Annotated in this window: 27 protein-coding genes and 1 tRNA gene; 13 read left to right on the forward strand and 15 right to left on the reverse strand. The window is 61.1% G+C overall.

The genetic code is table 11. The annotated features are described in order from the left end of the window. Positions 1-8: 8 nt before the first annotated feature. Positions 9-1,127 (reverse strand): GTP-binding protein, encoded by a 1,119-nt coding sequence (locus tag FJV77_RS09160; RefSeq protein ID WP_142866482.1) that lies wholly within the window; start codon positions 1,125-1,127, stop codon positions 9-11. A gap of 4 nt (positions 1,128-1,131) precedes the next feature. Further along, on the reverse strand, positions 1,132-2,313 hold the full coding sequence (locus tag FJV77_RS09165) for a D-alanyl-D-alanine carboxypeptidase family protein (protein ID WP_142866572.1): 1,182 nt from the start codon (positions 2,311-2,313) through the stop codon (positions 1,132-1,134). A 217-nt stretch (positions 2,314-2,530) separates the two neighbouring features. Here FJV77_RS09165 and FJV77_RS09170 point away from each other — a divergent pair, with 217 nt between their 5' ends. Both FJV77_RS09170 and FJV77_RS09175 read left to right on the forward strand, forming a co-directional pair. Further along, positions 2,531-3,694: a M20 aminoacylase family protein gene (locus tag FJV77_RS09170; protein ID WP_142866483.1), complete on the forward strand. Its 1,164-nt coding sequence runs from the start codon at positions 2,531-2,533 to the stop codon at positions 3,692-3,694. Positions 3,695-3,801: 107 nt separating this feature from the next. After that, positions 3,802-3,878, forward strand: a tRNA-Arg gene (locus tag FJV77_RS09175). A 358-nt stretch (positions 3,879-4,236) separates the two neighbouring features. On the opposite strand, the gene FJV77_RS09180 is transcribed toward FJV77_RS09175, so the two are convergent. Beyond that, positions 4,237-5,133: a GntR family transcriptional regulator gene (locus tag FJV77_RS09180; protein WP_142866573.1), complete on the reverse strand. Its 897-nt coding sequence runs from the start codon at positions 5,131-5,133 to the stop codon at positions 4,237-4,239. A gap of 164 nt (positions 5,134-5,297) precedes the next feature. Here FJV77_RS09180 and FJV77_RS09185 point away from each other — a divergent pair, with 164 nt between their 5' ends. The 6 genes from FJV77_RS09185 to FJV77_RS09210 all read left to right on the forward strand — a co-directional run bounded on the left by FJV77_RS09185 (position 5,298) and on the right by FJV77_RS09210 (position 10,467). Continuing rightward, positions 5,298-6,350 (forward strand): ABC transporter permease, encoded by a 1,053-nt coding sequence (locus tag FJV77_RS09185; RefSeq protein ID WP_246691196.1) that lies wholly within the window; start codon positions 5,298-5,300, stop codon positions 6,348-6,350. After that, a complete protein-coding gene (locus tag FJV77_RS09190) occupies positions 6,347-7,132 on the forward strand; it encodes an ATP-binding cassette domain-containing protein (RefSeq protein WP_142866484.1) in 786 nt (261 codons plus the stop codon). The genes FJV77_RS09185 and FJV77_RS09190 overlap by 4 nt, the downstream gene beginning before the upstream one ends. A 94-nt stretch (positions 7,133-7,226) precedes the next feature. Then, complete coding sequence (locus FJV77_RS09195; RefSeq protein ID WP_142866485.1) at positions 7,227-8,141, forward strand: sugar ABC transporter substrate-binding protein; 915 nt, start codon at positions 7,227-7,229, stop codon at positions 8,139-8,141. A gap of 67 nt (positions 8,142-8,208) precedes the next feature. Continuing rightward, complete coding sequence (locus tag FJV77_RS09200; RefSeq protein ID WP_142866486.1) at positions 8,209-9,234, forward strand: zinc-binding alcohol dehydrogenase family protein; 1,026 nt, start codon at positions 8,209-8,211, stop codon at positions 9,232-9,234. A gap of 99 nt (positions 9,235-9,333) precedes the next feature. Next, a complete protein-coding gene (locus FJV77_RS32295) occupies positions 9,334-9,636 on the forward strand; it encodes a hypothetical protein (protein ID WP_185970248.1) in 303 nt (100 codons plus the stop codon). Between the two features lie 66 nt (positions 9,637-9,702). Beyond that, positions 9,703-10,467: an SDR family oxidoreductase gene (locus FJV77_RS09210; protein WP_142866487.1), complete on the forward strand. Its 765-nt coding sequence runs from the start codon at positions 9,703-9,705 to the stop codon at positions 10,465-10,467. A 177-nt stretch (positions 10,468-10,644) separates the two neighbouring features. On the opposite strand, the gene FJV77_RS09215 is transcribed toward FJV77_RS09210, so the two are convergent. Further along, a complete protein-coding gene (locus FJV77_RS09215; RefSeq protein WP_142866488.1) occupies positions 10,645-11,238 on the reverse strand; it encodes a DJ-1/PfpI family protein in 594 nt (197 codons plus the stop codon). A 93-nt stretch (positions 11,239-11,331) separates the two neighbouring features. After that, on the reverse strand, positions 11,332-12,030 hold the full coding sequence (locus FJV77_RS09220) for a GntR family transcriptional regulator (RefSeq protein WP_142866489.1): 699 nt from the start codon (positions 12,028-12,030) through the stop codon (positions 11,332-11,334). A gap of 133 nt (positions 12,031-12,163) precedes the next feature. On the opposite strand from FJV77_RS09220, the gene FJV77_RS09225 reads away from it, so the two are divergent. Genes FJV77_RS09225 through FJV77_RS09235 form a run of 3 tightly spaced genes read left to right on the forward strand, consistent with a single transcriptional unit; the run spans position 12,164 to position 15,722 of the window. Next, positions 12,164-13,390: an iron-containing alcohol dehydrogenase gene (locus FJV77_RS09225; RefSeq protein WP_142866490.1), complete on the forward strand. Its 1,227-nt coding sequence runs from the start codon at positions 12,164-12,166 to the stop codon at positions 13,388-13,390. A gap of 18 nt (positions 13,391-13,408) precedes the next feature. Beyond that, positions 13,409-14,896: an NAD-dependent succinate-semialdehyde dehydrogenase gene (locus tag FJV77_RS09230; RefSeq protein WP_142866491.1), complete on the forward strand. Its 1,488-nt coding sequence runs from the start codon at positions 13,409-13,411 to the stop codon at positions 14,894-14,896. 10 nt (positions 14,897-14,906) lie between these two features. Beyond that, the gene (locus FJV77_RS09235; RefSeq protein ID WP_142866492.1) at positions 14,907-15,722 is read left to right on the forward strand and encodes an alpha/beta hydrolase; all 816 of its coding nucleotides are present in this window, start codon (positions 14,907-14,909) and stop codon (positions 15,720-15,722) included. 101 nt (positions 15,723-15,823) lie between these two features. On the opposite strand, the gene ugpC is transcribed toward FJV77_RS09235, so the two are convergent. Genes ugpC through FJV77_RS09260 form a run of 5 tightly spaced genes read right to left on the reverse strand, consistent with a single transcriptional unit; the run spans position 15,824 to position 20,819 of the window. After that, complete coding sequence (gene ugpC / locus FJV77_RS09240; protein ID WP_142866493.1) at positions 15,824-16,879, reverse strand: sn-glycerol-3-phosphate ABC transporter ATP-binding protein UgpC; 1,056 nt, start codon at positions 16,877-16,879, stop codon at positions 15,824-15,826. A gap of 2 nt (positions 16,880-16,881) precedes the next feature. Beyond that, positions 16,882-17,715: a carbohydrate ABC transporter permease gene (locus FJV77_RS09245; RefSeq protein ID WP_210246351.1), complete on the reverse strand. Its 834-nt coding sequence runs from the start codon at positions 17,713-17,715 to the stop codon at positions 16,882-16,884. Between the two features lie 9 nt (positions 17,716-17,724). Continuing rightward, the gene (locus tag FJV77_RS09250; RefSeq protein ID WP_246691197.1) at positions 17,725-18,813 is read right to left on the reverse strand and encodes a sugar ABC transporter permease; all 1,089 of its coding nucleotides are present in this window, start codon (positions 18,811-18,813) and stop codon (positions 17,725-17,727) included. Beyond that, positions 18,711-19,976 (reverse strand): extracellular solute-binding protein, encoded by a 1,266-nt coding sequence (locus FJV77_RS09255; RefSeq protein WP_142866494.1) that lies wholly within the window; start codon positions 19,974-19,976, stop codon positions 18,711-18,713. Before FJV77_RS09255 ends, FJV77_RS09250 begins: the two co-directional genes overlap by 103 nt. 54 nt (positions 19,977-20,030) lie before the next feature. Then, on the reverse strand, positions 20,031-20,819 hold the full coding sequence (locus tag FJV77_RS09260; protein ID WP_246691198.1) for an enolase C-terminal domain-like protein: 789 nt from the start codon (positions 20,817-20,819) through the stop codon (positions 20,031-20,033). Between FJV77_RS09260 and FJV77_RS32865 the strand changes: the two genes are divergently transcribed. Both FJV77_RS32865 and FJV77_RS09265 read left to right on the forward strand, forming a co-directional pair. After that, positions 20,808-21,203 (forward strand): hypothetical protein, encoded by a 396-nt coding sequence (locus FJV77_RS32865; protein WP_246691199.1) that lies wholly within the window; start codon positions 20,808-20,810, stop codon positions 21,201-21,203. The genes FJV77_RS09260 and FJV77_RS32865 overlap by 12 nt on opposite strands. 43 nt (positions 21,204-21,246) lie before the next feature. Then, positions 21,247-21,936 carry a GntR family transcriptional regulator gene (locus FJV77_RS09265; protein WP_142866496.1) on the forward strand — a complete coding sequence of 230 codons (690 nt, stop codon included), beginning with the start codon at positions 21,247-21,249 and terminating at the stop codon, positions 21,934-21,936. On the opposite strand, the gene FJV77_RS33240 is transcribed toward FJV77_RS09265, so the two are convergent. The 5 genes from FJV77_RS33240 to FJV77_RS09285 form a co-directional block, all read right to left on the reverse strand. Next, positions 21,887-22,204, reverse strand: coding sequence for an SDR family NAD(P)-dependent oxidoreductase (locus FJV77_RS33240; RefSeq protein ID WP_281408572.1), 318 nt, complete (start codon positions 22,202-22,204; stop codon positions 21,887-21,889). The two genes, FJV77_RS09265 and FJV77_RS33240, sit on opposite strands and share 50 nt — an antisense overlap. Then, positions 22,164-22,508, reverse strand: a complete 345-nt coding sequence (locus FJV77_RS33245) for an SDR family NAD(P)-dependent oxidoreductase (protein ID WP_348643818.1) — start codon at positions 22,506-22,508, stop codon at positions 22,164-22,166. Before FJV77_RS33245 ends, FJV77_RS33240 begins: the two co-directional genes overlap by 41 nt. Positions 22,509-22,556: 48 nt before the next feature. Next, a complete protein-coding gene (locus FJV77_RS09275; RefSeq protein ID WP_142866497.1) occupies positions 22,557-22,853 on the reverse strand; it encodes a YciI family protein in 297 nt (98 codons plus the stop codon). 12 nt (positions 22,854-22,865) lie between these two features. After that, positions 22,866-23,435 carry an alpha/beta hydrolase gene (locus FJV77_RS32635; protein ID WP_210246353.1) on the reverse strand — a complete coding sequence of 190 codons (570 nt, stop codon included), beginning with the start codon at positions 23,433-23,435 and terminating at the stop codon, positions 22,866-22,868. Between the two features lie 496 nt (positions 23,436-23,931). After that, the gene (locus tag FJV77_RS09285) at positions 23,932-24,738 is read right to left on the reverse strand and encodes an SDR family NAD(P)-dependent oxidoreductase (RefSeq protein WP_142866498.1); all 807 of its coding nucleotides are present in this window, start codon (positions 24,736-24,738) and stop codon (positions 23,932-23,934) included. Positions 24,739-24,959: the final 221 nt, after the last annotated feature.

Below are 24,959 nucleotides of genomic sequence, written 5' to 3' on the forward strand. Positions count from 1 at the left end.
GAAATGCTCTAGCCCCCGGCAATCGCCAGCGGATTGCTCTCCAGCGCCGCACGATCCGGCGTGTCGATCGACGGCCGGTTGGTGAAGGCGGCAAACAGCCGCCGCACATAGTCTTCCGGCATGTCGAGCGTGATCAGCACCAGCCTGGTGCCACGCTGGCCGTCCGGCCAGGACGGCAGCCGCGCCGGCGGATGCAGGATCTTCTGCACGCCGTGGACGACCAGCGGCCGTGACGGGTCTTCCGCGAGTTCGATGACGCCCTTCATGCGCAAAAGCTTGTCGCCATGCGCCGAGCGCAGCAGGTCGAGGAACATCTCGATCGCCGAAAACGGCACCGGCCCGTCATGGACCAGCGAATAGGAGCGCACACGGGAATCGTGGCGGTGCTCGGCGTGATCATGATCGCCGTGGCCATGGTGATGGTGACCGCCATGGTCATGGTGATGTTCATGCGTGGCTTCTTCGCCGAGCCAGCGCTGGACATCGGCGGATTTGGTCGCCGGGTTGTAGAGACCGCAATCGAACAGCGACGCGACGCCGGTTTGGCTGGCGCCTGCTTCCAGCACAACAGCGCCTGGATTGAGCTGACGGAGCCGCGCCCGCAAAGCCTCGAGATCGCCAGTGTCGCCGGCCAGATCGACCTTGGTCAGCACGATACGGTCGGCCACCGCCACCTGTTTGACCGCCTCGACATGACCATCGAGCGTGGCATTGCCGTTGACCGCGTCGACCAGCGTGATGACGCCGTCGAGCCTGAACGCCTGGACAAGGGCCGGATGCGCCATGATCGACTGCAGCACCGGGGCCGGATCGGCGAGCCCGGTGGTTTCGACGACGACGCGCGCAAGGCGGGCTATACGACCGGTCTGCAGCCTGTCGACGAGGTCGGCCAGCGTGTCGACCAGTTCGCCACGCACGGTGCAGCACAGGCAGCCATCGGACAGCTGGATGATGCCGTCCGAGGCCTGCTCGACCAAGAGATGGTCGATCGCCACCTCGCCGAATTCGTTGATGATGACGGCGGTATCGACGAGCGCCGGCTCCTTGAGCAGCCGGTTGAGCAATGTCGTCTTGCCGGCGCCGAGGAAGCCGGTGAGCACAGTGACGGGTATCGGAAAACTGGCCATCGGCCTAGTTCGCGGCCTTGACCGGCTGGTCGCCTTGCACCGCGGTTGCCGAACCCACCACGACCGGTTCCGAGCCCTTTGGCGCCGGGATGTCGGGCCGCCAGCTCGGCAGCGGCACATCGGCGAATTCCTGGTCGCCCTGGTCGAGCATTGCCTTCGGCGCCGGCCCGGTGGCGCCGCCGAGGCCGACGGCAACCAGCGTCGGCACATGGTCCAGCTTTTCCCGATAGGGCGATTTCGGCGCGGCCGCAGCGTTTTTTACGGCGACCGGCGGTGCTGCCTCGGACTGTTCTTCGGGGGCCTTCTTCTTGCAGATCTCGTCATGCATGTCGTTGGGCGACATGGTGTCGCCATAGGAAGGCATGGCAGCGACCGTGAGCCAGTTCGGCTCGGACATGGCAAAGCCCTGGTCGAGCAGTCTGGCGGTGGTCTCGGCGCGGCTGATCGCCGATTTTTCGCCAAGCACGACAGCGACCAGCGTGCGGCCATTGCGCGTCGCAGAGCCAATCATGTTGAAGCCCGAGGGACAGACGAAGCCGGTTTTCATGCCGTCGGCGCCGGGATAGCGGCCGATCAACAGATTGTAGTTGGGGATCGCCCTCTTGCCGACGGCAAGGCCTTCGATCGAAAACCAGGGCGCGTATTGCGGAAATTCCTTGCGGATCGCCATCACCAGCAAGGCAAGGTCACGCGCCGTCGTATACTGCTCCGGCGAAAACAGCCCGTTCGGGTTGACGAAATGCGTCCCGGTCATGCCGAGCCGCGCGGCTTCAGCGTTCATGCGGATGGCGAAGCCGGCCTGCGAGCCGCCTATATTCTCGCCGACGGCCATGGCGATGTCATTGGCCGATTTGACCAGCATCATCTTCAGCGCATTGTCGAGCCGCATCACCGAACCAGGCTTGAAGCCCATCTTGCTCGGCGGTTCGCCGGCCGAATGCTTGGTCACCTTGATTGGTGAATCGAGCTGGACCTCGCCAGCCGCAATCGCCCGGAAGGTGACATAGGCGGTCATCAGCTTGCTCAGCGAAGCCGGATACCAGCGGCTGAAGGCGTCCCGATGCTGCAGCACCTTGCCGCTGTTCAGGTCGAACAGGACAACCGGATTGGCCGAAGCCGGCCCGGCCAGCATCGGCAGCGCCAAGGCGCCCGTTAGCAGTAATTTGAGGATATGGCTGTGCCGCATCATGGAATCCGAAATCGCCTCTTGCCGTAGTCGCCCCTGGCTCCGTAAGATTTCGTTACGCGATGGCCAGCATGATGAGATCCGGCCCTCAATTTCCGGATCACGTTGTTTGCGGTGCTATTTACCCTATGTGACGCCAAGATGGCAAAGTGCCTGGCAATCACAATTGCAAAGCAGCAGGCCAGACCGTCTGCTCCAACAGCGAGATGGAACCATTATGCCGATTCTCAACCGCGCCGCCGAGATGCAGGATGAAGTTGCCGGCTGGCGCCGCCATTTGCACCAGACGCCAGAACTGAATTTCGATGTCTTCAAGACCGCCGCCTTCGTCACCGAGAAGCTGAAGGAATTCGGCTGCGACGACGTGGTGACGGGCCTCGGCAAGACCGGCGTCGTCGGCATCATCCATGGCCGCAAGGGCGATGGTGCGACCATTGGCTTGCGCGCCGACATGGACGCGCTGCCGATCAACGAGATCACCGGCAAGCCCTATGCCTCGACCGTTCCCGGCAAGATGCACGCCTGCGGCCATGACGGCCACACGGCAATGCTGCTGGGCGCGGCCAAATATCTGACCGAGACGCGCAATTTCGCCGGCTCGGTGGCGGTCATCTTCCAGCCGGCCGAAGAAGGCGGCGGCGGCGGCAACGAGATGGTCAAGGACGGCATGATGGAGCGCTTCGACATTTCGAGGGTGTTCGGCATGCACAACATGCCGGGCTTGCCGGTCGGCCAGTTCGCCATCCGGCCGGGCCCGATCATGGCGGCGACGGCCGAGTTCACCATCACCGTCAAGGGCCGCGGCGGCCACGCGGCGATGCCGCACGGCACGATCGACCCGATCGTCATCGCGAGCCAACTCGTCGGCGCCTTGCAGACCGTTGCCTCGCGCAGCACCGACCCGGTCGAGGCCGTGGTGGTGTCGGTGACCAAATTCCACGCCGGCGACGCCTACAACGTCATTCCCGAGACCGCCGAGATCGCCGGCACGGTGCGCACGCTGAAAAAGGAGATCGCCAAGAAGTCGGAAGAGCGTATCCGCGCCATTTGCGACGGTATTGCCACCGCTTTCGGCGCGACAATCGCTGTCGACTATGACGCCAACTACCCCGTAACCTTCAACGATCCGGAAGAAACGGTCTTTGCCAGCGATGTCGCGGCAAGTGTCGCCGGCGACACCCAGGTTCACCGCGCCATCCAGCCGGTGATGGGCGGCGAGGATTTCTCCTACATGCTGGAAGCCCGGCCCGGCGCCTTCATCTTCATCGGCAATGGCGAGACCGCCGGCCTCCACCACCCGGCCTACGACTTCAACGACGAGGTCATCCCGCACGGCATGAGCTATTGGGTGAAGCTGGCCGAAACCGCACTCGCCGCCTGACCTATGCCGCCGAAAGGCCGGCCGATTTGTCTTCGGCCGGCCTCTTGATTTGCCTTCGGCGAGCCTCTTGGCGAAACGATCCGAAGCGGCTATGTGTCGGGCCGCGTGGTCCCGTAGCTCAGTAGGATAGAGCGGCAGATTCCTAATCTGTAGGTCACAGGTTCGATTCCTGTCGGGATCACCAATATTTTCAATGGCTTAGATGGATCTCTGCCGTACTTTTTTGAGGACTGGTGGAGCAATATTAGTACGGCAAACTCCGCGCAAACTCTCCTAGGAGAAGCAGCCCATGCCAAATTGGGGCGGGAGAAGTTACTTCGAACGGAAGGGACGCCGCGGAAAACCAGGCCTGGGTGCAGGAGCAGCCCGTAACGCAACCCGTGTTTTGTCCACGGCAATCCGGTTTCCGTGTGGGCTCACTCTATGGGGGTAAGCCCACATGGCTTGGCTTGCGCCGATCGGCGATGGCGGAGGACATCGGCAAGGCACGCCGCCGCGGCGAAGCGACCTCGGCGCCATCCGATAGCCAAAGGTGCTCTCAGTCATTCTTCAAGGGCAATCAGCGAACGCATCAGCGTTGCCTTTGCCGAAGCGAGATGCGCTCGACAGGCCTTTGCAATCCGAACGGAGTTTCGGCTTTCGAGCGCCTCGATATAGGTGATGTGCTCAAGCAGCGCTGCCTTGTTGCGCTGCTTTTCATCCTGCTTGTTCCATTGGTAGTGATAGTGAAAAATGAAGCTGATGATGTCATAGAAGTCGTCGATGAAGCGGTTTGGCGATGCCTCGTTTATGAGCCGGTGAAACCGGTTGTCGAGGCCGGAGAAATCGTGAAAGCGGCTTTCGATCCGCTTCAGCAGGTCGACATGCGCAATCTTGAGCGCGGCGAGCTTGGCCCATAGCGGGGAATTCTCAGGCTGCTGTGAAAACAGATGCGCCGAGCGCAATTCAAACATCATCCGGATCTCGAACAGCTCAAGTGCGAAATCCTCGGTGAAACCCTTGAACAGCCAACCGGTATTCGGCCTTTTTTCGATCAGCCCAAACCGGCTGAAGCGGATCAGGAACTCACGGATTCCGTTGGTCGCAACACCGAACTGCCGCGCAAGCTCGAGCTCGTTTATGCTCGTGCCGGGTCTGGTGTCACCCCGCAGCATCCACTCCATGAACTGCTGCTCGACATGCTTGGCACGCGGTGTGGTTTCGGCGTCGGGATAGTAATCATTTTCGTCTACCGTGCGCTCCGCCATCCGGATGCCGTTGCGCTCAGCGATAAGTTTGCGATGAACAAGTTCCTGTAGCACCTTTCGTACGGTCGTGCGGCTGACGCCCAATCGCCGTTTCAACTCGTTCTCGGACGGAAGTTCCCCGACCAGTTCTCCATCGTGGAGCATACTGGCGACGCGGTTGAACGCCTTCTTGTAGACAGTGTCGGTTCTCATAGGACTTCCCCGAAACATTAGCTTGTTCTTTTTAGCATGAACTTTATCCATAAAAAACAACTTGACCCAACCGTGTCAGTTGTTTTTTATCGATAAGAAGAGGAGCTAAGCACGATCTGAGTTTTTGACGACGCGGCGCACCAAGCCTCGGCGGGAGGGGAATTTTGCCTGAAACGGGAAACACCGGCACCACTGCCGGCGAGACCGCATTGCCAGCAACCAAGAAGCAAGAAGCCGTTCCCGGCCTTGCACTTGGCCTGGCCCTGCTGAGCGCCGGTCCGGTCATCATCCTGGCGTTGCTGATCGTCGTCCTCAGTTTTCTGTCACCTTATTTCCTGACAGGGCGCAACCTGAGCAACATCCTCGCCCAGACCGCCGTCATCTCGGTTGTGGCGATGGGTCAGCATCTGGTCATCCTGACACGCGGGATCGATCTATCCGTCGGCTCGAACGTTGCCCTTGCTTCCGTCGTCGGCGCCCTCACCTTTCATGCCGGCGCGCCCGCCATCGTGGTGATCGCGGTGATAGTTGGCTGTGGCGCGGCGGTCGGCGCTATCAACGGGCTCTTCTATGTCTTTGGCCGGCTGCCGCATCCCTTCATCATCACGCTGGCGACACTGAGCATCGCCAAAGGATTGGCCCTCCAGCTGGCCGATGGGCGCGCCATCCCTGGAATGCCGGATACCATCGATGCGCTTGGCCGCGAAGCTGTCTGGGGTCTGCCTGGATCGGTCTTTGTGGTTGCGGGCGTTGCCGCGCTGCTCTTCGTCATGGCTAAAACCATGGTCTGGGGGCGCTGGATCTATGCCGTCGGCGGCCGGCCCGACGCCGCCGTGCGCATGGGCATTCCCGTGTCCTGGGTTCTGGTTTCGGTCTATGTGATCTCGGGGCTGTGCGCCGGCATCGGCGCGGTCCTACTCGCCGGCCGCACCGACGCCGGATCGCCCTTGTTCGGCAATCTGCTTGAGCTGGATACGATTGCCGCGGTGATCATCGGCGGCGCCAGTTTCCTCGGTGGCCGTGGCCATCTCGGGCATGCCTTGATCGGCGCGATCATGATCGGCGTCATCCGCAACGCGCTCAACCTGCTCAACGTCAATGTCTTTTTCCAGCTCATCGTCATCGGCGTGGTCATCGTCATAGCGGTCGAGTCCGACGTGCTGCGCAACTATCTCGAAGGGCGTGTGCGTGTCATGCAGGCCGGGAGGCAGTCATGAGCGCCGTTGCGGCCAACGTCGACCAGGCCGCCGCCGCCGACCATCCCGTGCTGGCGGTACGCGGCGCAACCAAGCGTTTCGGCTCGGTTCTGGCGCTGGACGATGTCAGCATCGAGGTGCGGCGCGGCGAGATCCTGGGGCTTCTCGGCGACAACGGCGCTGGCAAGTCGACGCTGACCAAATGCATCAGTGGCGTGCACCAACTCGATGCCGGCGCGATCATTCTGGACGGTGCGCCAACGCAGATACGCTCCCCTGCGGATGCGCGCTTTGCCGGCATCGAAACCGTCTACCAAGACCTGGCGCTGTTCGACAATCTGACGCCCGGACAGAATTTCTTCGCAGGTCGCGAGTTGGCCGGGCCGCAATGGCTTCCTCGCGGCATGCGATTTCTTCAACAGCGCAGGATGGATGCCGAAACGCGCATTCTGCTCGCCAATTTGAAAGTCACGTTGCCAAGGCTGGATGCCGTCGTCGCCATGATGTCCGGCGGCCAAAGGCAAGCCATCGCCGTGGCCCGGTCGACCGTTTTTGCCCGCAAGGTCGTGATCCTGGACGAGCCGACGGCCGCACTTGGCCTGCGTGAATCGCGCCAGGTGCTCAACCTGATCGCTGCCCTGCGCGACCAGGGTAACGCCGTCATCCTGATCACCCACAATATGGAGCATGTCGTCGAGCTTGCCGATCGCGCCGTGGTGCTGCGCCAGGGCCGCAAGGTCGGCGAACTGGTGCCGACCAAGGACAACACGCAGGAGCTGGTTTCAATGATTGTTGGAGCCTGAGCCATTCGAGATTTGGGGGCCGTTCCGGTCCGCAAATGCCTGAAGCGACTTCCGCCGGAAGACGCCTCAATTCCAAGGGAGGAATGGAATGCCAATGAACCTGAAACTGTTAGCTGGGCTGGCGATCGCCGTTACGTTTGCGATACCGGCTTCGGCCGCCGACAAGATCAAGGTCGGCCTGATTACGAAATTCCCGGTGCCGTTTTATTCGACCATGGAGGATGCCGCCAAGAAATACGCAGCCGCTCATCCCGAGATTGAACTGGTCACCGGCCAGGGCCAGGCGGCTACCGACATCGAAGGCCAGATCGCGCTGATCGAGTCCATGATCACCCAAGGTGTCAAGGGTCTGGCGATCACTCCTGTCGATCCGACCGTTGCGCCGGCGCTCGACAAGGCGGTCGCTGCCGGCATCAAGGTGGTTCTCGTCGACAACAGCATCCCGAACTGGAAAGGCGCAACAGCGCTGGTTTCGACCAACAATCTCAACGGCGGCAAGATCGCCGGAGAATACCTGAAGACCGTGCTCAAGAGCGGCGACAAGATCGGCATCCTGCAAGGTGTTCCCGGAGTGCCTGCGCTGGACGACCGGGTCACCGGCATGATGGAAGGCCTCGGCGACGTCAAGGTCGACGTCGTCGGCAAGGGTGCAACCAATTGCACGCTCGAGCTTGGCACGTCAGTAACTGAAGACATCCTGACCGCCAATCCAGATCTCAAGGCAATTTATTCGGCCTGTGGCCCGCCGATCCCGGGAGCGGTCAAGTCGATCAGCAATGCGGGCATCGCCAACGACAAGATCATTCTGGTCGGCTTCGACGCCTGCTGCGGTGAGGTTGAAGCGATCAAGTCGGGCGCGGAAGATGCCAGCGTTGCACAATTTCCGGCAAAAATGGGCGAACTTGGTATCGACACTGTCGTCAAGGCGATCCGCGGCGAAACCGTCGAAGCCAATGTGGACACCGGGGCTGGCCTTGTGACGCTCAAGAACGTCAAAGACTTCGAGTAGTCTCCCCAACTTGGCCCGGCGGTCACCCGGCCGCCGGGCTCTTTTGGAACATTTCAGGATGGTGCGCATGAAAGCGCTCGTTTGCCGAAAGCCCGGCGAATTGATCTTCGAAGATCGCCCGGCGCCCGGCCGGCCAGGCGCCGGTTGGGCGCTCATCAGCATCAGCCACGTTGGTATTTGTGGCACCGATTACCACATTTTTGAAGGCAAGCATCCCTACCTGGCCTATCCGCGTATCATGGGGCATGAACTCTCTGGCACCGTGACGGCTGTCGGCGAAGGCGTCGCCATCGGGCTCGGTGAGCGGGTCGTGGTAAACCCCTATTTTGCCTGCAGCGAATGCATTGCGTGCCGTCACGACAAGCCGAATTGCTGCGTATCGATCGAAGTGTTGGGCGTCCATCGCGACGGCGGCATGTGTGAAGAATTGCTGGTGCCTGCTGCCAATCTCTACCCGGTTGCAGGATTGTCGCTCGTTGAGGCGTCAGCTGTCGAATTTCTGGCGATCGGCGCTCACGCTGTGAGGCGCTCCAGGCTTGCCGCAGGCGTGCGCACATTGGTCATTGGCGCCGGACCTATCGGACTGGGTACGGCATTGTTTGCGCGTATCGCAGGCCAGGCGGTGACGATCATGGACATGAGCAGGGAACGGCTCGACTTCGCCGAAGGTAAACTCGGATTTCCCGCCATCGATGGTGCGTTGCTGTCACCCGTCGACCTGGTGCGAGAGCGAACCGACGGCGATTGTTTCGACCTCGTCTTCGACGCGACCGGCAGCAAGACCTCGATCCTGGCCGCGTTCAGCTACGTGGCCCATGGCGGCGCCATGATATTGGTCAGCGTCATCAAGGACGAGGTAAGCTTCTCCGACCCCGAATTCCACAAGCGGGAAATGATGCTGATCGGCAGTCGCAATGCGACGCACGCCGACTTCCAGCACGTCATGGCCTCGATCCGTGCTGGAAAGATACCAATTGACCAACTCGTCACCCACCGCACGACCCTGAGTGACAGCTCACGCGACATAGCGAACTGGGCGCAGCAGAAGTCCGGGCTGATCAAGGCCGTCATCGACGTGGCGGGATCTGGCTGACTTCCGCAAACATGATCAGACATCAGCAGGCGGATCATATTTTGGCAGGCGGGCGAATGCGCAGCAACTCAACCTTCACGAACTGACAAAGGACGATCGTTGACCGAGGAAATCATAACGCCCATTTTCCAGTTCGGTACGAGCCGATTTCTGCAGGCGCATGCAGCTCTCTTCTTGCACGAGGCGATGTCGGCAGGCGACGAGGTCGGCCCGATCACGGTGGTCGCTATCAGCGGATCGCTGGCCGGCCGAGCCCGGCTGCAAGCGCTTGCCCGCGTCCAACGCCGTATCGGCGGCTTTCTCCGCTGGGTGCCGGAGGAGCGTCGTGAACAGTCGCCGTCTCTCGCAAACATTCTCTCGGCTGTTGATCAGAATGCGGATCGCCAAAACGTCGTTCAGTAGTTGCATCGTTGCTGTCGTATTGGCTCACCTGCTTGTGCGATCAAGGAAATCGGAAGGAACACCCTAATGGACCTGTTCAAACTGGATGGCGAGGTCGCACTGGTCACCGGCGCCGGCAGTGGCATCGGTCAGGCCATAGCGGTCGGCCTTGCCGAGGCCGGTGCCAACGTCGCGTGTTTCGGTCACGCCTCAAAGGGAGGGCTAGAGACGACGGCGCAAAGGATCACCGAGCTCGGCCGCAAGGCGCTGGCGATAACCGGCTCGGTGACGTCGGAAGCCGATCTCGCCGCCGCCGTCGAGCGTATCGAAAAGGAACTCGGCGCGCTTACGGTTGCTGTCAACAATGCGGGTATAGGTGGCGCGCATGCGGCCGAGACCTTGCCGCTGGCAACCTGGGAAGAACTCTACCGCATCAACGTTGGCGGTGTGTTCTTGTCTTGTCAGGCCGAGGCTCGGGTAATGCTGCCGCGCCGCAAGGGATCGATCATCAACGTGGCCTCCATGTCCGGCTCGATCGTCAACCGTGGTCTCCTCCAGACGCACTACAACTCATCGAAGGCAGCGGTCATTCACATGACCAAGAGCCTGGCGATGGAGTGGTCGGACCGCGGGCTGCGGCTCAACGTGCTCAGCCCCGGCTACACGCTGACCCCGATGAACCGGAGGCCCGAAGTGGCCGAGCAAGTGAAGAACTTCGAGCGCGATACGCCGATGGGGCGCCTCGCGACGCCCGAAGAGATGGTAGGCCCGGCAGTATTCCTGGCCAGCCGCGCTGCATCTTTCGTTACGGGCATCGATCTCATCGTGGATGGCGGTTTCGTGTGCTGGTAGCAGAAGCGAAGCACGGCCCTTCGTACTCCAATCGAAAGGACGTCGCGGCCCGTCGCAAAGTCGCGAGAAACTCGCCTCGGCCCGACAAGAGACCGGGACCCCCGCTGCATTTGTGCCGAGCGTCGTATTCGACACCTCCTTTACAGGCAGGGGTTCCGGTCGTCTCGAGCGCAATGGCTAGTTGTGGCGGATTTCCGTCCCCAGCACCTTCAGACACTCGCGAATGAAGGCGGCAAGTGCGGTCCATCCTTTGGCCGAAACCATGGTGCCGTCCACATAGGCGTCGGTGGGCGACAGGTCGATATAGGTGCCGCCCGCCAGCGTGACTTCCGGCTCGCAGGCTGCCAGTGCGCCGACCTTCTTGCCACGCACGACACCATCCACCGCAATCAGGATCTGCACGCCGTGGCAGATCGTGAAGATCGGCTTCCCGGCCTCGTGGAAGTGGCGCACCATTGCCTGGACGCGCTTGTCGGTGCGGATGTATTCCGGCCCGCGGCCGCCGGCGCAATAGACCGCATCATACTGGGCAATCTGCCTTTCCGCTTCGGAAAACGTTTTGTTGATCAGCGCGTAGTGGCCAGGCTTCTCGGTGTAAGTCTGGTCGCCCTCAAAGTCGTGCAGCGAGGTCTTGATCCGGTCCCCGGCGTTCTTGTCGGGACACACGACATGGATGGTATGGCCTACGGCCTCCATCGCCTGCTGATAGACGAAGATTTCGTATTCCTCGGTGAACTCTCCCGTCAGCATCAGGATCTTTTTGGCAGGCATGATTCTTCCTCTTGGTTGTTTGTCAGGCAAGGCACGCCGTCGCGCCTTAAGTTTCGGGCTCGCTGTCGCGTACTGCCGGCGACATCCGACTGGCTACTCGAATGCAGGCAGGAGCCTGTCCCTGGAGTTCTCGATGTGCGCCTTCATCGCCTTTCGCGCGGCAGTTCCATCGCCGGCAGCGAAAGCCGAGAGGATGGCTTCGTGCTCGTCGAGCGCCTCCTCGGTAACGCGCGAGTGGTACATCAGCCGGAAAATGTGAAAATGCGTGTGCTGGTGGTTCAGCGTCTCGCGGATGAGTTCGTTCTGCGCGAACTCCATGATCTTGTCGTGGAAGATCGCATCCTGGCGGGCGAAGTTCGAATAGCGGAGACGTTCGTCCCTGCCCTCGCGGCGCGTCATGACCCCCGCAGCCTCCCGCAGAACAGCCAACCGGGTATCGTCCAGGCTTGCAACTGCCTTGGCTGCGGCGGCAGGCTCAAGCAACAGCCGCAATTCGTAAAGTTCATCAAAACGCCGCCGTGTGATCTGCGGCGCGGCGCGATAGCCGATCAGATGGGTCTTGATCACCAGGCCCTCGCCCTCCAGGCGCCCAAGAGCCTCGCGAATCGGCGTATGCGAGACATCAAGCTCCCTGACGAGATTGTCGACCGTTATCCGGGATCCCGGCGCAATCCTGAGCGACATCAGTTGCTGGAAGATCGCCTCGTAGACGTCCCCGGCCAGGCTGTTGGCGCGCTGAATGCGCCCTGTCGGCCGCGCTTCGTCATCAACTGTCACGATGGGAGTCTGCATTTTTTGCCTCTTGACAGGAAGGACCACTAACACGATGCTCCGGCCAATTCAATCCTATATCCTATACGATTTTATAGCGGATACTTCCTGATGGGGACCATGGATCGCCGATCCATATTGAAGGGCTCAGTCGATGACATTGTTCGCCGCAGCGCGATTGCCGCGTGAGATCTTGTTCGGCAAGGGCCAGCGCCAGGTGCTGCCGCACGTCGCATCCAGGCATGGCAAGCGCGCATTCGTCTGCACCGACGAGCGCTTCGCGGCAACGGCGGCATTTGCCGAGATGATGGCGGCGCTGAGAAAAGCCTCGCTTGAAATCCTTGTCTACGACCGCACCCTGCCGGATGTGCCGCGGGACAGCGTCGCGGTCTGCGTAGCCGAGGCGGAGGATTTTAGACCTGACATGGTCATCGGGATCGGTGGCGGAAGCTGCCTCGACATGGCCAAATGCGCTGCGCTGCTGATCAGTCATGGCGGCAGGCTTCAGGACTACTACGGTGAGTTCAAGGTGCCCGGGCCGACGCTTCCGTTGATTGCCGTGCCGACCACCGCCGGCACCGGCTCGGAAGTGACCCCCGTAGCCGTCATTTCCGATCCGGAGCGCCTGCTGAAGGTCGGCATTTCAAGTCCCCACCTCATCGCCGCCGTCGCGCTGTGCGACCCGGAGCTGACCGCGACCTGCCCGCCCGCGCTCACGGCAATCGCCGGCGCCGATGCCCTGACGCACGCCATCGAAGCCTTTACGGCAGCAAAGCGGGGCAGCGACCCCAGCTTGCCGCAGCAGCATGTCTTTGTAGGAAAGAGCGCTCTTACCGACCACTTCGCGCTGCTGGCCATCAAGCTCCTTGGCCGCAGCCTGGAAAGGGCCTACCGCAACGGTTCGGACGAGGATGCGCGCGCCGATGTGATGATGGGGGCCCTGGCGGCCGGCTGCGCCTTCGGTACGGCCGGAACAGCGGCCGCCCATGCCGTGCAATATCCGGTTGGCGCGCTCACCCACACGCCGCATGGATTGGGAGTGGCGACCATGCTTCCCTACGTGATGAACTACAATTTGCCCGCTGCCGTCAGCGAATTCGCAGAGGTTGGGACCGCGCTCGGTCTCCCCCAGGCGGGCAATGACCTCGAGCAAAGGGCTTACGCGACCATTGCGGAGGTTTCGCGGCTGTTCGGCGCGATCGGCATCACACGAACGCTGGCCGAGTTGGACTTGCCTGCCGGCAAGATCGAGTGGACCGCCGAGCAGGCGCTCGGCATCGATCGCTTGATCAAGAACAACCCCCGCCCTTTCGATGCCGCTTCGATGCGACGGTTGGTGCATGCCGCTTATGACGGCGACATGTCCGCCAGTCTGATGTGAAGGAGGGAGACACATCTCATGAATATTTCTCCGGTGGTTTTTGACGAGGAGGCCGACATCTCCGAATATGCCACGTTCTCACACGGGCTCTATATCGGCGGGCAATGGCGGCCCTCGTCCGACGGGCGCGTTATCGAAGTGTTCGATCCATCGACGGAAGCCGTCATCGCGGCCGTTCCCGATGCTACGCCCGCTGACGCGGCCGCCGCCGTCAACGCGGCCGCCAAGGCGGCGGCCGGGTGGCGCGAGACCGCCCCACGCAAGCGGTCGGAAATCCTGAGACGGTGCTTCGAACTGATGACCGAACGGGCGGAAACGTTGGCCGCGCTGATTTCGCTGGAGAACGGCAAGGCACTGCGCGACGCGCGCGGCGAAGTTGCTTATGCGGCCGAGTTCTTCCGTTGGAACGCCGAGGAAGCGGTCCGCATCAGCGGCGAGTTCGGCCTCGCACCTTCGGGCGCAAACCGTATCGTCGTCGACTACCAGCCTATCGGCATATGCGTGCTCGTCACACCGTGGAACTTTCCTGCCGCCATGGCCACACGCAAGATCGCGCCGGCACTCGCGGCCGGCTGCACCGTCATCCTCAAGCCCGCCAGCGAAACGCCGTTGACCGCCTACGCCCTTGCCGCGCTTTACGAGGACGCTGGCGTCCCGCCTGGCGTCATTAACGTTCTCACGACTTCCAACCCCGGCCCGCTGACCGCCGCGATGCTGGCTGATCCGCGGGTCCGCAAACTTTCGTTCACCGGCTCAACCGGCGTCGGGCGCGTTCTTCTGGCCGAAGCCGCCAGGCACGTCATCTCTTGTTCGATGGAGCTTGGCGGCAACGCTCCCTTTATCGTCTTCGATGACGCCGACCTGGAGGCTGCTCTCGACGGGGCAATGATCGCCAAGATGCGCAACGCTGGCGAGGCATGCACGGCCGCCAACCGGCTTTATGTCCAGGCGGGTATTCATGACGCGTTCGCGGAGGGACTGCGCAAACGCATGGCCGCACTCCAGATAGGCCCCGGCATCGACGCCGAGACCGAATGCGGCCCGATGATCACTCGCAAGGCCGTCGAGAAGATCGACCGGCTCGTCAAGGATGCGGTTCATCGCGGCGCGAGGATCCTGTGCGGAGGCGCTGTCGCGGATGCCAAGGGCTATTTCTACCCGCCAACGGTTCTTTGCGATGTGCCCCCAACTGCCGAGATGGCGCATCAGGAAATATTCGGGCCGGTCGCTCCAATCATGCGCTTCGACGATGAGGCCGAAGTCATCGCACGCGCCAACGACACCGAATACGGCCTGGCGGCCTACATCTACACCCGCGACCTGGCCAAGGGCATGCGCGTGGCATCGAGGATCGAGTCCGGTATGATTGCGCTGAACCGGGGCCTCATGTCCGACCCCGCAGCTCCCTTCGGAGGCGTCAAGCAGAGTGGGCTGGGGCGCGAAGGCGGGCAAAAGCACGGCATCAGCGAGTTCCTGGAAGCCAAGTACATCGCCGTGACGATATGAGGGCGCAGGCGTGATCAAGGATCCTTTTCGCATCCGCGACCACGTTCCCGAATTCGACGATATCGTCGCCGAGATCGTTCGCCGCAGCGCGGAAACCAGGGCGAGAATTCAGACCGTCGCCGATGTTGCCTATGGGCCGGACGACGCCGAAACCGTCGATCTGTTCTTTCCCCCGGGAAAACGCGATCGCCTGCCGGTTCATATGTTCATCCACGGTGGCTACTGGCGGATGTTCTCCAAGCGGGACTATTCCTATGTCGCGGACACCGTGACGCGGGCAGGTGCGATCGCGGTCATCGTCGACTACGCACTGATGCCGTCGGTGAGGATGGCGGCCATCGCCGATCAGGTGCGCCGAGCCAAGCGTTGGGTGCTCGAGCACATCGCCGAGCATGGCGGCGATCCCGACCGACTGACTGTCAGCGGACACTCAGCCGGCGCTCACCTGGCAACGATGCTGTTCAATGATCCCAATCGATCGTCGAACGTCAAAGGCGCGCTGCTGCTCGGCGGCCTGTACGACTTGAAGCCTTTGCAGACCTCGTTCCTTGCCGGCGAGATCGCGATAACGGATGACGAGGTCGCCAGTTTCTCGCCGCTGACACATCGCTTCGATCCGGCGGTAGAGGTTGAGATCGCAGTTGCCGCAGCGGAAACGCCGCCATTCCATCGCCAGGCCGACGCATTTGCAAAGCATCTGCGAAAGCTGGGGCTGCATGTCTCTCAAACCGCCCTCGCCGGCGCCAATCACATGAGCAGCGTTCGCGATCTTGGAGTGAGTGGAACCGAGGGATCGGACCGTATGACGAAGCTTATCGGCTCATAGAGTGGGGTGTCCGAGCCGTGTTCAATGCGGCGATGCCGTTGCGCCGACACGCGGTGGGCAGCGTCGGGTGACGATCCAGTTGCGGCAATCAACAACATCGGTCATCGGATGCGCTCGCCGCCTTCTCCAAAGATCTGTGCCGACGCGGGCGCGAAATGGAGTGTGATCGTGTCGCCTGTCCTGGGCAGAGACGACCGGCGCTCCGCGACTATCGTCTCCCCGGTTGCCAGCGTCGCGTGGAGATAGCAGGTGGATCCCAGTGCCTCCACGAATTCCACGGTCGCCCTCAAGCCGGGGCCCTCCCGCAGGTCGAGGTGCTCGGGCCTGAGCCCTAGCTGCAAGGTCGTCCCGGGTTCGAATCTGGTCGGCACCGGGCTTTGGATTTCGATACCCCCTACCGCAAGCCGCCCGCCGGCTTGCGCGGTCGCCGACAGGAAATTCATTCGTGGAGAGCCGATGAAACCGGCAACGAACGCATTGTCCGGGTCGTGATAGAGACCGAGCGGCGTTCCAATCTGCTCGATGCGTCCGTCCCGCAGCACCACGATCCGATCCGCCATCGTCAGAGCTTCGGTCTGATCGTGCGTGACGTAAATCATCGTGTTGCCAAGCATGGTGTGAAGCTTGGAAATCTCGACCCGCATCTGCACCCGCAACTCGGCGTCGAGATTGCTGAGCGGCTCGTCGAACAGAAACACCTTGGGGTCGCGCACGATGGCGCGACCGATGGCGACACGCTGGCGCTGCCCTCCGGATAGTTGCGCCGGCTTGCGCTGAAGATACTCCTCCAGGCGCAGGATCTTCGCCGCCCTCGCGACCTTCTCGGCAATTTCCTGCTTCGGCCGATGCGTCATGCGCAAACCGAAGCTCATATTGTCCGCCACCGTCATATGCGGATAAAGCGCATAGGACTGGAACACCATCGCAAGGCCGCGGTCGGACGGCTCCGCGTCGGTGACATCGGTCTCGCCGATGAAGATCTCACCGCTGCTCGTCTCCTCGAGACCCGCAATCATCCGCAACAGGGTCGATTTCCCGCAGCCCGACGGACCCACGAACACGGTGAACTCGCCTTCCTCGATCGCCAGCGAAACATCGTGGACGACCTGGCTTGCACCGAAGCTTTTGCTGACGTGTTTGAGTTCAACACGCGCCATGACTAGCCTTTCACTGCGCCGACAGCGATGCCCGACACGATCCGCCGCTGGAAAATGATGTAAAGGATGACGATTGGCGCCGCCGCGATGACAATTCCGGCCGTGAACAGCGGAATCTGGTCGGAATACTGGCCCTTCAGAGCGGAAATTCCCACCATGAGAGTGCGGTTCTTCTGCATCGTCAGCAAGGCTATCAGGACGTCGTTCCAGCAGTTGAGGGTGTTGAGAATGCCGAGCGTTATCATCGCCGGCATCCCGAGGGGCACCATCACGTGCCACCAGACCTGCAGCAGTTTGGCACCGTCGATTCGCGCCGCCTCGATCAACTCGCGGGGCAGGCCGGAATAGAACGCTGTCATCATGTAGACGGAGAACGGCAGAAAGAACGCCGTGTAGGACAGGATGAGTCCGATACGCGTGTCGATCAGGTGCAGGCCAACCATGGTGCGCATGTAAGGCACGAGCACGACCTGCACGGGAATCATCAGCGATGACAGGATCACAACGAATATGAAGCGCCGATAGGGAAAGCGCAGGCAAGCCAGTGCAAAGCCGGCAAGGGACGAGATGACCATCAGCAGGATCACCGCGCCAGCCGTGGTGATCACCGAATTGAAGAAATACTGGTCGAGATGCGACCGCGTCCAGGCCTGCACGAAATTGTCGAATGTCGGCTGCATCGCCAGCCCGAAACGGTCCAGCAGATAGTCGTGCCGGGTCTTGAGCGCGTTGTTGACCGCGAAGAAGATTGGATAAAGACAACTCAGCGCCAGCAATCCCATCGGGATCGCCGCAATCCTGAGGCTCAGCCTCTGCCGTTTTCCTGCCCCAGCCACTGCGGTCCCTCAGAGGTTTGCGTTGCGCGACAGCATGCGGATCTGCAGCCAGGCCAAAATACCCGTCACTGCAAACAAGATCATCGAAAGCGCCGCTGCGTAGGCAGGCTGGTTGAGCCGGCCCTGCGCGGTCCAGATCAGATATTCGGGGACTGTTGTCGACGTGCCCGGTCCACCGCCGGTCAGCACGTAGATCAGCCCGAACATCGATGTCAGCAGGCCGATCGTGGTGATGACCGTCGAAAACTCTATGATCGGGCGAAGCTCCGGAATGATGATATGCCACCAGATCTGCCACATCTTGGCGCCTTCGAGCCGCGCCGCCTCAACCATCTCCCTGGGCACGGTCGACAGGCCGGCAAGGAAGATGAGAACGCCCATGCCGAAGGTCGACCACGACTGAATGATGAGCGTCACCGGCAATGCCGTACTGGAGCGACCGAGCCAGTCCACGCCCGGGATGCCCAGCATCTTGAGGGCACCGTTGAGGCTTCCATTGAAACCCAGCACGATGCTGAAAATCGAGCCGATGATTACGCTCGAAAGGACGGCGGGAAAGAAATAGACGGAGCGGAAAAACCCGCGTCCCGGAACGCCCTGGTCAATCAGGATCGCCAGTATCATCGGGATCGTCACAAAGAACGGTACTGCAAGCAGGATTGCCCCGGCATTGACCATGGAGGAGCGGAAATTCGGATCGTCAAGTGCCCGCAGGTAGTTGGCCGCGCCGATGAACTCGCCCGGATCGGTCGCGGTGGCGCTCGTCAGCGAGATGCCGAAGCCCCAAAACAGGGGAATGATGCGAAACATCAGCACCAGCAGGAGAGCCGGAACGAGGAACAGCACCGCCACGATGGCCTCGGCTCGGCGGCTGCGGTGCGAACGCTTGCGGGTTCGTGAGGCTACGGCGGTTTCGGTCAACGAACTTCTGGCCATGGGCAAGTCACTAAGCTTAGAGAAACAGGGAGCACCGAGGCGCTCCCCAATTTGTTCCATTATTTCTGAGGCTTGGCCTGCGCCTGGACCTTGTCCAGGGCCGCCGCGGCAGCGTCGACCGTTGTATCGCCGTTGAGCAGCAATTGGCTCTGGCGATGCCATTCGTCGAGTTCTGCTGCCGACGAGTTGGCATGGGTCGTCGGCACGGCGCTGGTTGCCAGCCAGCCCATGATGCGCTTGAGTCCAGGGCTGTCGATACCGGACGTGTTGACCAGGGTGTTTGCTGGAACGATACCCGCGTCGTTCACCAGGTAGGTCAGCACTTCAGGCGATGCCAGCGTCTTCACCGCATCAAGAGCGAGGTCGACGTTCGGCGAGTCCTTGTTCACGCCGTAGCCGACGCCGCCATCGAGCGGCACGCCCGGCGCGCCTTGGTGCTGATCGGCGGCAACGGTCGGCGAAGGCATCGGATAGACGCCGACTTTGTCAACGCCCATGTCCTTCTCGAACACCTTCCAGTGAGCAACGTTTGACAGCAGGCCCCAGACGTTGCCCGCGCTGCCCTGGGAGAACAGCGTGAACTCGTCCATGAACATGGTCTGCGAGTTGCCACCTTCCTGGTACCAGCCATCCTTGGCGGTATCGACCCAGGTCTGCAGGATTGCCTTGATGGGCGCATCCGACCAGTGGAGCTTTCCGGTGAGCCAGTCGACCTGCTGCTGCGCGGTCAGCGACTGGTTCGCCATTTCCGACAGGAAGAATTCGGCCTCGTAGCCTTCCTTATTGGCCATCAGGAAGCAGGCGGTCTTGCCCTGCGCCTTGAAGGCATCGCAGACCTTGGTCATCTCGGCCCAGGTCGTCGGCGGTTTGTCCGGATCGAGACCGGCGGCCTTGTAGAGCGCCTTGTTGTAGTACACGACGTGACCCTGCAGGGTCGTCGGGATGAAGTACAACTTGCCGTCGGGGGCGGTAAATGCCGATTTTCCGACCAGCTTGGAGATGAGGTCGGGCAGCTTGTCATCGAGCGGAACCAAGCCGCCGACCAGATTCTTGGCCTGCGCGCCGCCATTGGCCCATATCACGTCCGGGCCTGTTTTCGAGGCCAGAGCCGTACCCAGCAGCGTGTAGTATTCGGCGTCGGGCTGCGACAGGAAAGTCAGGGTTGCGCCTGGATGGGCGGCTTCGAAAGCCGACTTGGCGTGATCATAGTATGACGCGTTGCTGGGCTCGTCGACATTCACGTCCCATACGGTGATCTCCTGCGCCAACGCAGGTGAGGCCACCATGATGGCAGCGACCGCTGCCATCAGTCCTACTTTATGCATATCGGTCCTCCTGTTACCTGTTACTTTTCACTTCTCCTCCGCTCGTCGCGAGGTCTATTTCCGAACAGCCCGAGGACGGGTTGGTGCGGAGCCAAGTTGGTCGCGCGACAAGATTTCGGGGCGTGCCCATTCGCGACGGGCAGCTTCTGACAGTACGAGGCCATGGCCGGGACGGTCGGGCGCGTAAGCCCAGCCATCGCGGATCTCCACCGGTTCCTCGATCAGGTGCTCGAAGTTCTGGAACGAGTATTCGAGCCATTCGACCTCGGGCAGCGCGCAGGCCATATGCACGCCGACCTCCAGAAAGGTATTTCCCAGCGACACCGGAATGCCGAGTTCAGCCGCCAGCCAACCGATGCGCATGACGTCGGTGACCTGGCCGTGTACGTTGAGTATGTCGGTTCCGCCAGCCAGCATGAGTTGGCGTTTGCCGGCGGCGTCGAGATATTCGCCTGAGTTGATCAGGGTCCAGGGAACGCACTGCCGAAGGAGGCGCAGGCCATCGAAATCGTTGCGCAGGATTGGGTCCTCGACCCACAGCAACTCGAAGCCCGCCCGGTGAATGGAGTCGAGCTTGACGACGGCTTCCTTGGCACCCCAGGCTTCGTTGGCGTCGATCATGAACTGCGCGCCCGGTCGAACCGCCTTGGTGACCAGGGTCAGTCGGTGCAGATCGCGATCGAAATCCGGGTGCCCGACCTTGATCTTGAACGCCCGGTAACCCAGGGCATCGGCGTTCTCAAAGAACGCCACGAACTTGTCGTCGCTGAGATGGAAGTCCAGGCCCGAAGCATAGGCGCGCACCTTGTCCCGCCGCGAGCCCAGCAGCCTGTGCAGCGGCATTGTGAGCTGCTTGGCCGCGAGATCCCAGACCGCTACCTGCACGGCCTCTTGAAACGGCAGCGTGAACGAACGCTGGTTGCCCCCACGGGGCCGGCCGACCCGGTGGGCAATCGAGAGTGGGGACTGGCCTTCAAGGCCCGGCCAGACCTCAGCCTCGAAAATCCTGGTGATTTCACTTATTGCCGGCAAAGCGTCGAAAAGGACCTGGACGAAGCCGAGACCGCGATTTCCGTTCTCGTCAATCAGTTCAAGCGCGGCGATATTGGCCTCGTCGGCGCTGACCTGGCTGTCGCCGATGACACGGTCACGGGCAAACTGAAAGCGGGTGAGTTCGAACGACGAAATACGCATCTTGATCTATTAGTTCATCACACTGATATATGACTTTGATCAGCTAATAGACTAATACCTTGGAAAGGAAAAGAGGGTGTCAGCCAAGAATCCGCGCAAAGCGGCCGTTGCGTTTGGAGAAGGGACGCGTCTCAGCGACGTGGCATACGGGCGCATCTTCGATATCTTGTACGATCGCAGATTGGCTGCCGGCGCCTTTGTATCGCAGGCCCAGTTGGTGGAATTAACCGGCGTGCCTGTCGGACCCTTGCGCGACGCATTGCGAGCGCTCCAGGCCGAAGGGGTCGTCACCATCCATCCGCATGCCGGCATCCAGTTCGTGAAGCCGGGAATGGAGTTGACGCGGTCGACCTATCAGTTCCGCGGCATCATAGAAGCCGCCGCGGTCGCCGTCTTCGCCGAGACCGCACGCGACGTTGAAATTGCCGCGCTGGCGTTGCGGCACAGCGATGTGGCCGCCGCGCTGGAGGGCGAGGGACTTACGCTTACAAACATGAGCGAACTCGAGAAACTTGAAGAGCTGCTGCACGGCTCCATCGTCGCGAGCCTGAACAACCCCCTCATCGACACGAGTTACCGACGGATCAGGAATTATCTGAGGCTGCTGCGCCTTGATCGGAAGATGTCCGTTCCGCTCGCCTTGCGCTCGTTGCGTGAACACCAGGAGATCATCGAAGCGTGCCGGAAGCGTGATGCACCCGGAGCGGTCGAGGCCATCAAGACCCATTTCGCCGCGGCGCTGCAGCGGAACCTGGGATTGTACTGACATTGCAGAGGGTGCGCCTTATACGCGGGCGATGGCTCGCGGAACGTCCGACCTCGGCATGGAGGCTCTGCGACATCGTCAGCAGATAGGACTTCGTTGCCGCATAGATGCCGTGCGAATACTCCGGCAAATGAGCGAGAACCGAGGCGATGTTGATGATCGAGCCGTTGCCGTGGTTGAGCACGCCCGGGAGCACAGCCGCTGTAAGCACCGTAGGCGCAAGCGAATTAAGGCGAAGCAGGTTCTCCAGCGCAACCGGGATCGGCATGGGAGAAGCCGCCACTCACGCTGGCGCCGGCATTGTTTACCAGGATATCGATCGATGGCTTGCCGCGCAGTCGCTGCGTCACCGACCCCAGTTGTGCGGAATCCGTCAGGTCCGCCGTGATCACCTCGATTGCGACGCCGTGGGCTCTTCGAAGCTCGTCGGCAAGCTTGTTCAGCCGGTCCGTTGCCCTGGCAACCAGAACGAGATCATGGCCGCTGCCTGCGAAGCGACGAGCGTAGACTGTGCCGATGCCACTGGAGGCGCCGGTGATAAGGGCGGATGGAACGTGCGATGCTTTCAGCAGTCGAGTGCATTTCGACTGCGTCTTACCGGCGCATTGGCCATCCTGGCGTCAGTCGCGGGCCTTCAGGTGCAGCATCGGATGGTGCTCGTAATGGCCGGCACCGTTTTTAGCGACTGGGTCCTGAGCGGTAATGGACGCGATGTCTTGATCATCGGCGATCCTGTATAGCGAGACGCCATAGCCGCCTGCCGGATCCATGACAGGACCGTGCGCCACAATCATCCCCTTTTCGAGCAGATCGTCGAGGAAAGCGCCGTGCTGCGTCATCCATGTCTTCTCGTCAGCACTCATCGTCGCCAGGAAATCATCGCGCGGCGGAATATATTTGCAGAGATAGTATTTCATCGAAGTCGCTCGCTATCTTAGGTTTCTTTTCATATCGGCGAATGTTCGCAGAGGCTGACGCGCCTTCTCAGGCCTTGCGCGTATTCCTGATGAAGGCAGCAATCTGAGATGCAGCCAGATCCGGATACTGAAAATGGGCTCCGTGTGGCCGGTTCGCGGGTAGGTAATCAGATCAAGCGTAGGGAAGATGCCGTTCAGCGCGTACCAGTTCTCGACCGGAAACGAGATGTCATGATCGCCGTTCAAATGCAGGATCGGCACGTTGGTTTGTTTTAGTGCGTTCATGACGTCGTCATAGGGCATCACCGGGTTTGGCGGCGAAGCCGGAACCTGCGCCATCGCCCACTCCGCAGGCACGTCGGGGCTGTGGATGTTCCCCGGCGAGAAAATGCGCTCGAACGATTGCTTCGATGCTGCGCGGCTTCCCGCATCATTCGGCTCGAAGAACAGACCGGTGTACTGTTCAAGGGTCGCGGGACCTTGGCTGCCAAGGTCAAGGAAGCGCTGTTCACCCGACTTGACGAGCTTGCCTGGTGGAACGCCGGCGATCAGAACCGCATGACTTATCGAGGCGCCGTACATGGCGACATAGATCTCCGCGGCAATCGCGCCGAAAGACCAGCCGCCAATAGTCCGTCGATGAGGTCCTTCATGTCCTTCACGAGTACCGTGGGGTTATATGACCTCTCGCCGGTCGAACGACCCATGCCCGAATAGTCGAACGTCACGACTTGATAGCCGTGCGATGCCAACGCATTGATGAAAGCCGGATCCCACAGGCCAAGTACGCCGCGGAAGCGATGAGCAAGGACGATAGGCTTGCCCTTACCAACGGATTGGTAAGCGAGCTTGCGCCCACCCGCTTCGACAAAACGGGTCGCCGGAGTAGAGGCCGCCTTCGCTCTCGCCAACGCGAGCGTCGGCAGCGCAAGTCCCGATAGAGCGCGGTCAGCGCCGCTGCTCCCACTGCCAAGGCTTGTCGACGTGAGGGGCCTTTGGTGTCTTCGGGACTTTCAGAGGATCGATCCGTTTTCATCGCATGCGTCCTGATTGGTTGCTGCCGGTAGAAAGGGTCGCTTCAGGCCGCCGTTGAAACGCTCTTCAGAATCGAGCCTTCGAAGATTTTTGGCGCGTAACTTTGCAGGAAAAGGAACATGCCGGTCATCCTCCCTACCGGGTTGCTGAACTTCGGATCCTTGGCGGTGATCAGATCGGAGATCTTCTTGACGACGGCGTCCGGCTTTTCAGCATCGTCGATGCCCTTTTGCGTCGCGGCATTGGCCTTCCTGCGATAGACACCGTAGTCGGAGATTGTCCCGACCGTTTGCTTGACCGCGTGGTTACCCAGGTTCGTCTTGAACCAGACCGGCTCAACCATGCTCACCTTGATGTTGAAGGGGTCCAACTCGAAACGCAGCGACTTGAAATAGCCTTCAACGGCATGCTTGGACGCCGCGTAGAACGAAAGGTTGGGCGGGCCGATCAGAGCAACGATCGAGCTGACGGTGATGATCTTTCCAAAACGCTGCTTGCGGAAATACGGCAGGATGGCGTTGGTTACCTTCACGGTCCCCCAGAAGTTTGTTTCGAACTGCTGCCGGGCCACATCGAGCGGGGTCTCCTCGGCGAGGCCGGTCAGCATGTAGCCGGCATTGTTGACCAGGACGTCCAATTTCTTCGCATGTTGAAACAACTCGCCGGGAAAAACCTGGATGGACGCGTCATCATCGATGTCGAGACGCAGCAGCTTGAAGGGGACTTTTCCGGCATATTTTCCGGGCTCACGACTTGTTCCGATTACGTCGAAACCCTGAGCGTGGAGCTTGCCTGCGAGCATCAAGCCGAAGCCCGATGAGGCACCGGTGATTAGAACGGTTTTTGTCATGTCTTTGCTCCCGTCGCATGGCTGCGTCGATTAATTGGTGAGACGATATATGCCTCACGACACCCACCTCTTCACTAGCGAAACATGCCAAAGAAAATACGGATTGCGCCAAACTAGAGAAGCGCGATGGACGGTTGACCGAGACCTGTTTGCTGCCTCTGGAGCTCAGATTGGCGTCATCCGCGATTGTTATGGCGTGATCTGCAGACTAAAATCGCCAT

It is taken from the genome of Mesorhizobium sp. WSM4306, assembly GCF_007003975.1.
In the GTDB taxonomy this organism is placed as follows: Bacteria; Pseudomonadota; Alphaproteobacteria; order Rhizobiales; family Rhizobiaceae; genus Mesorhizobium.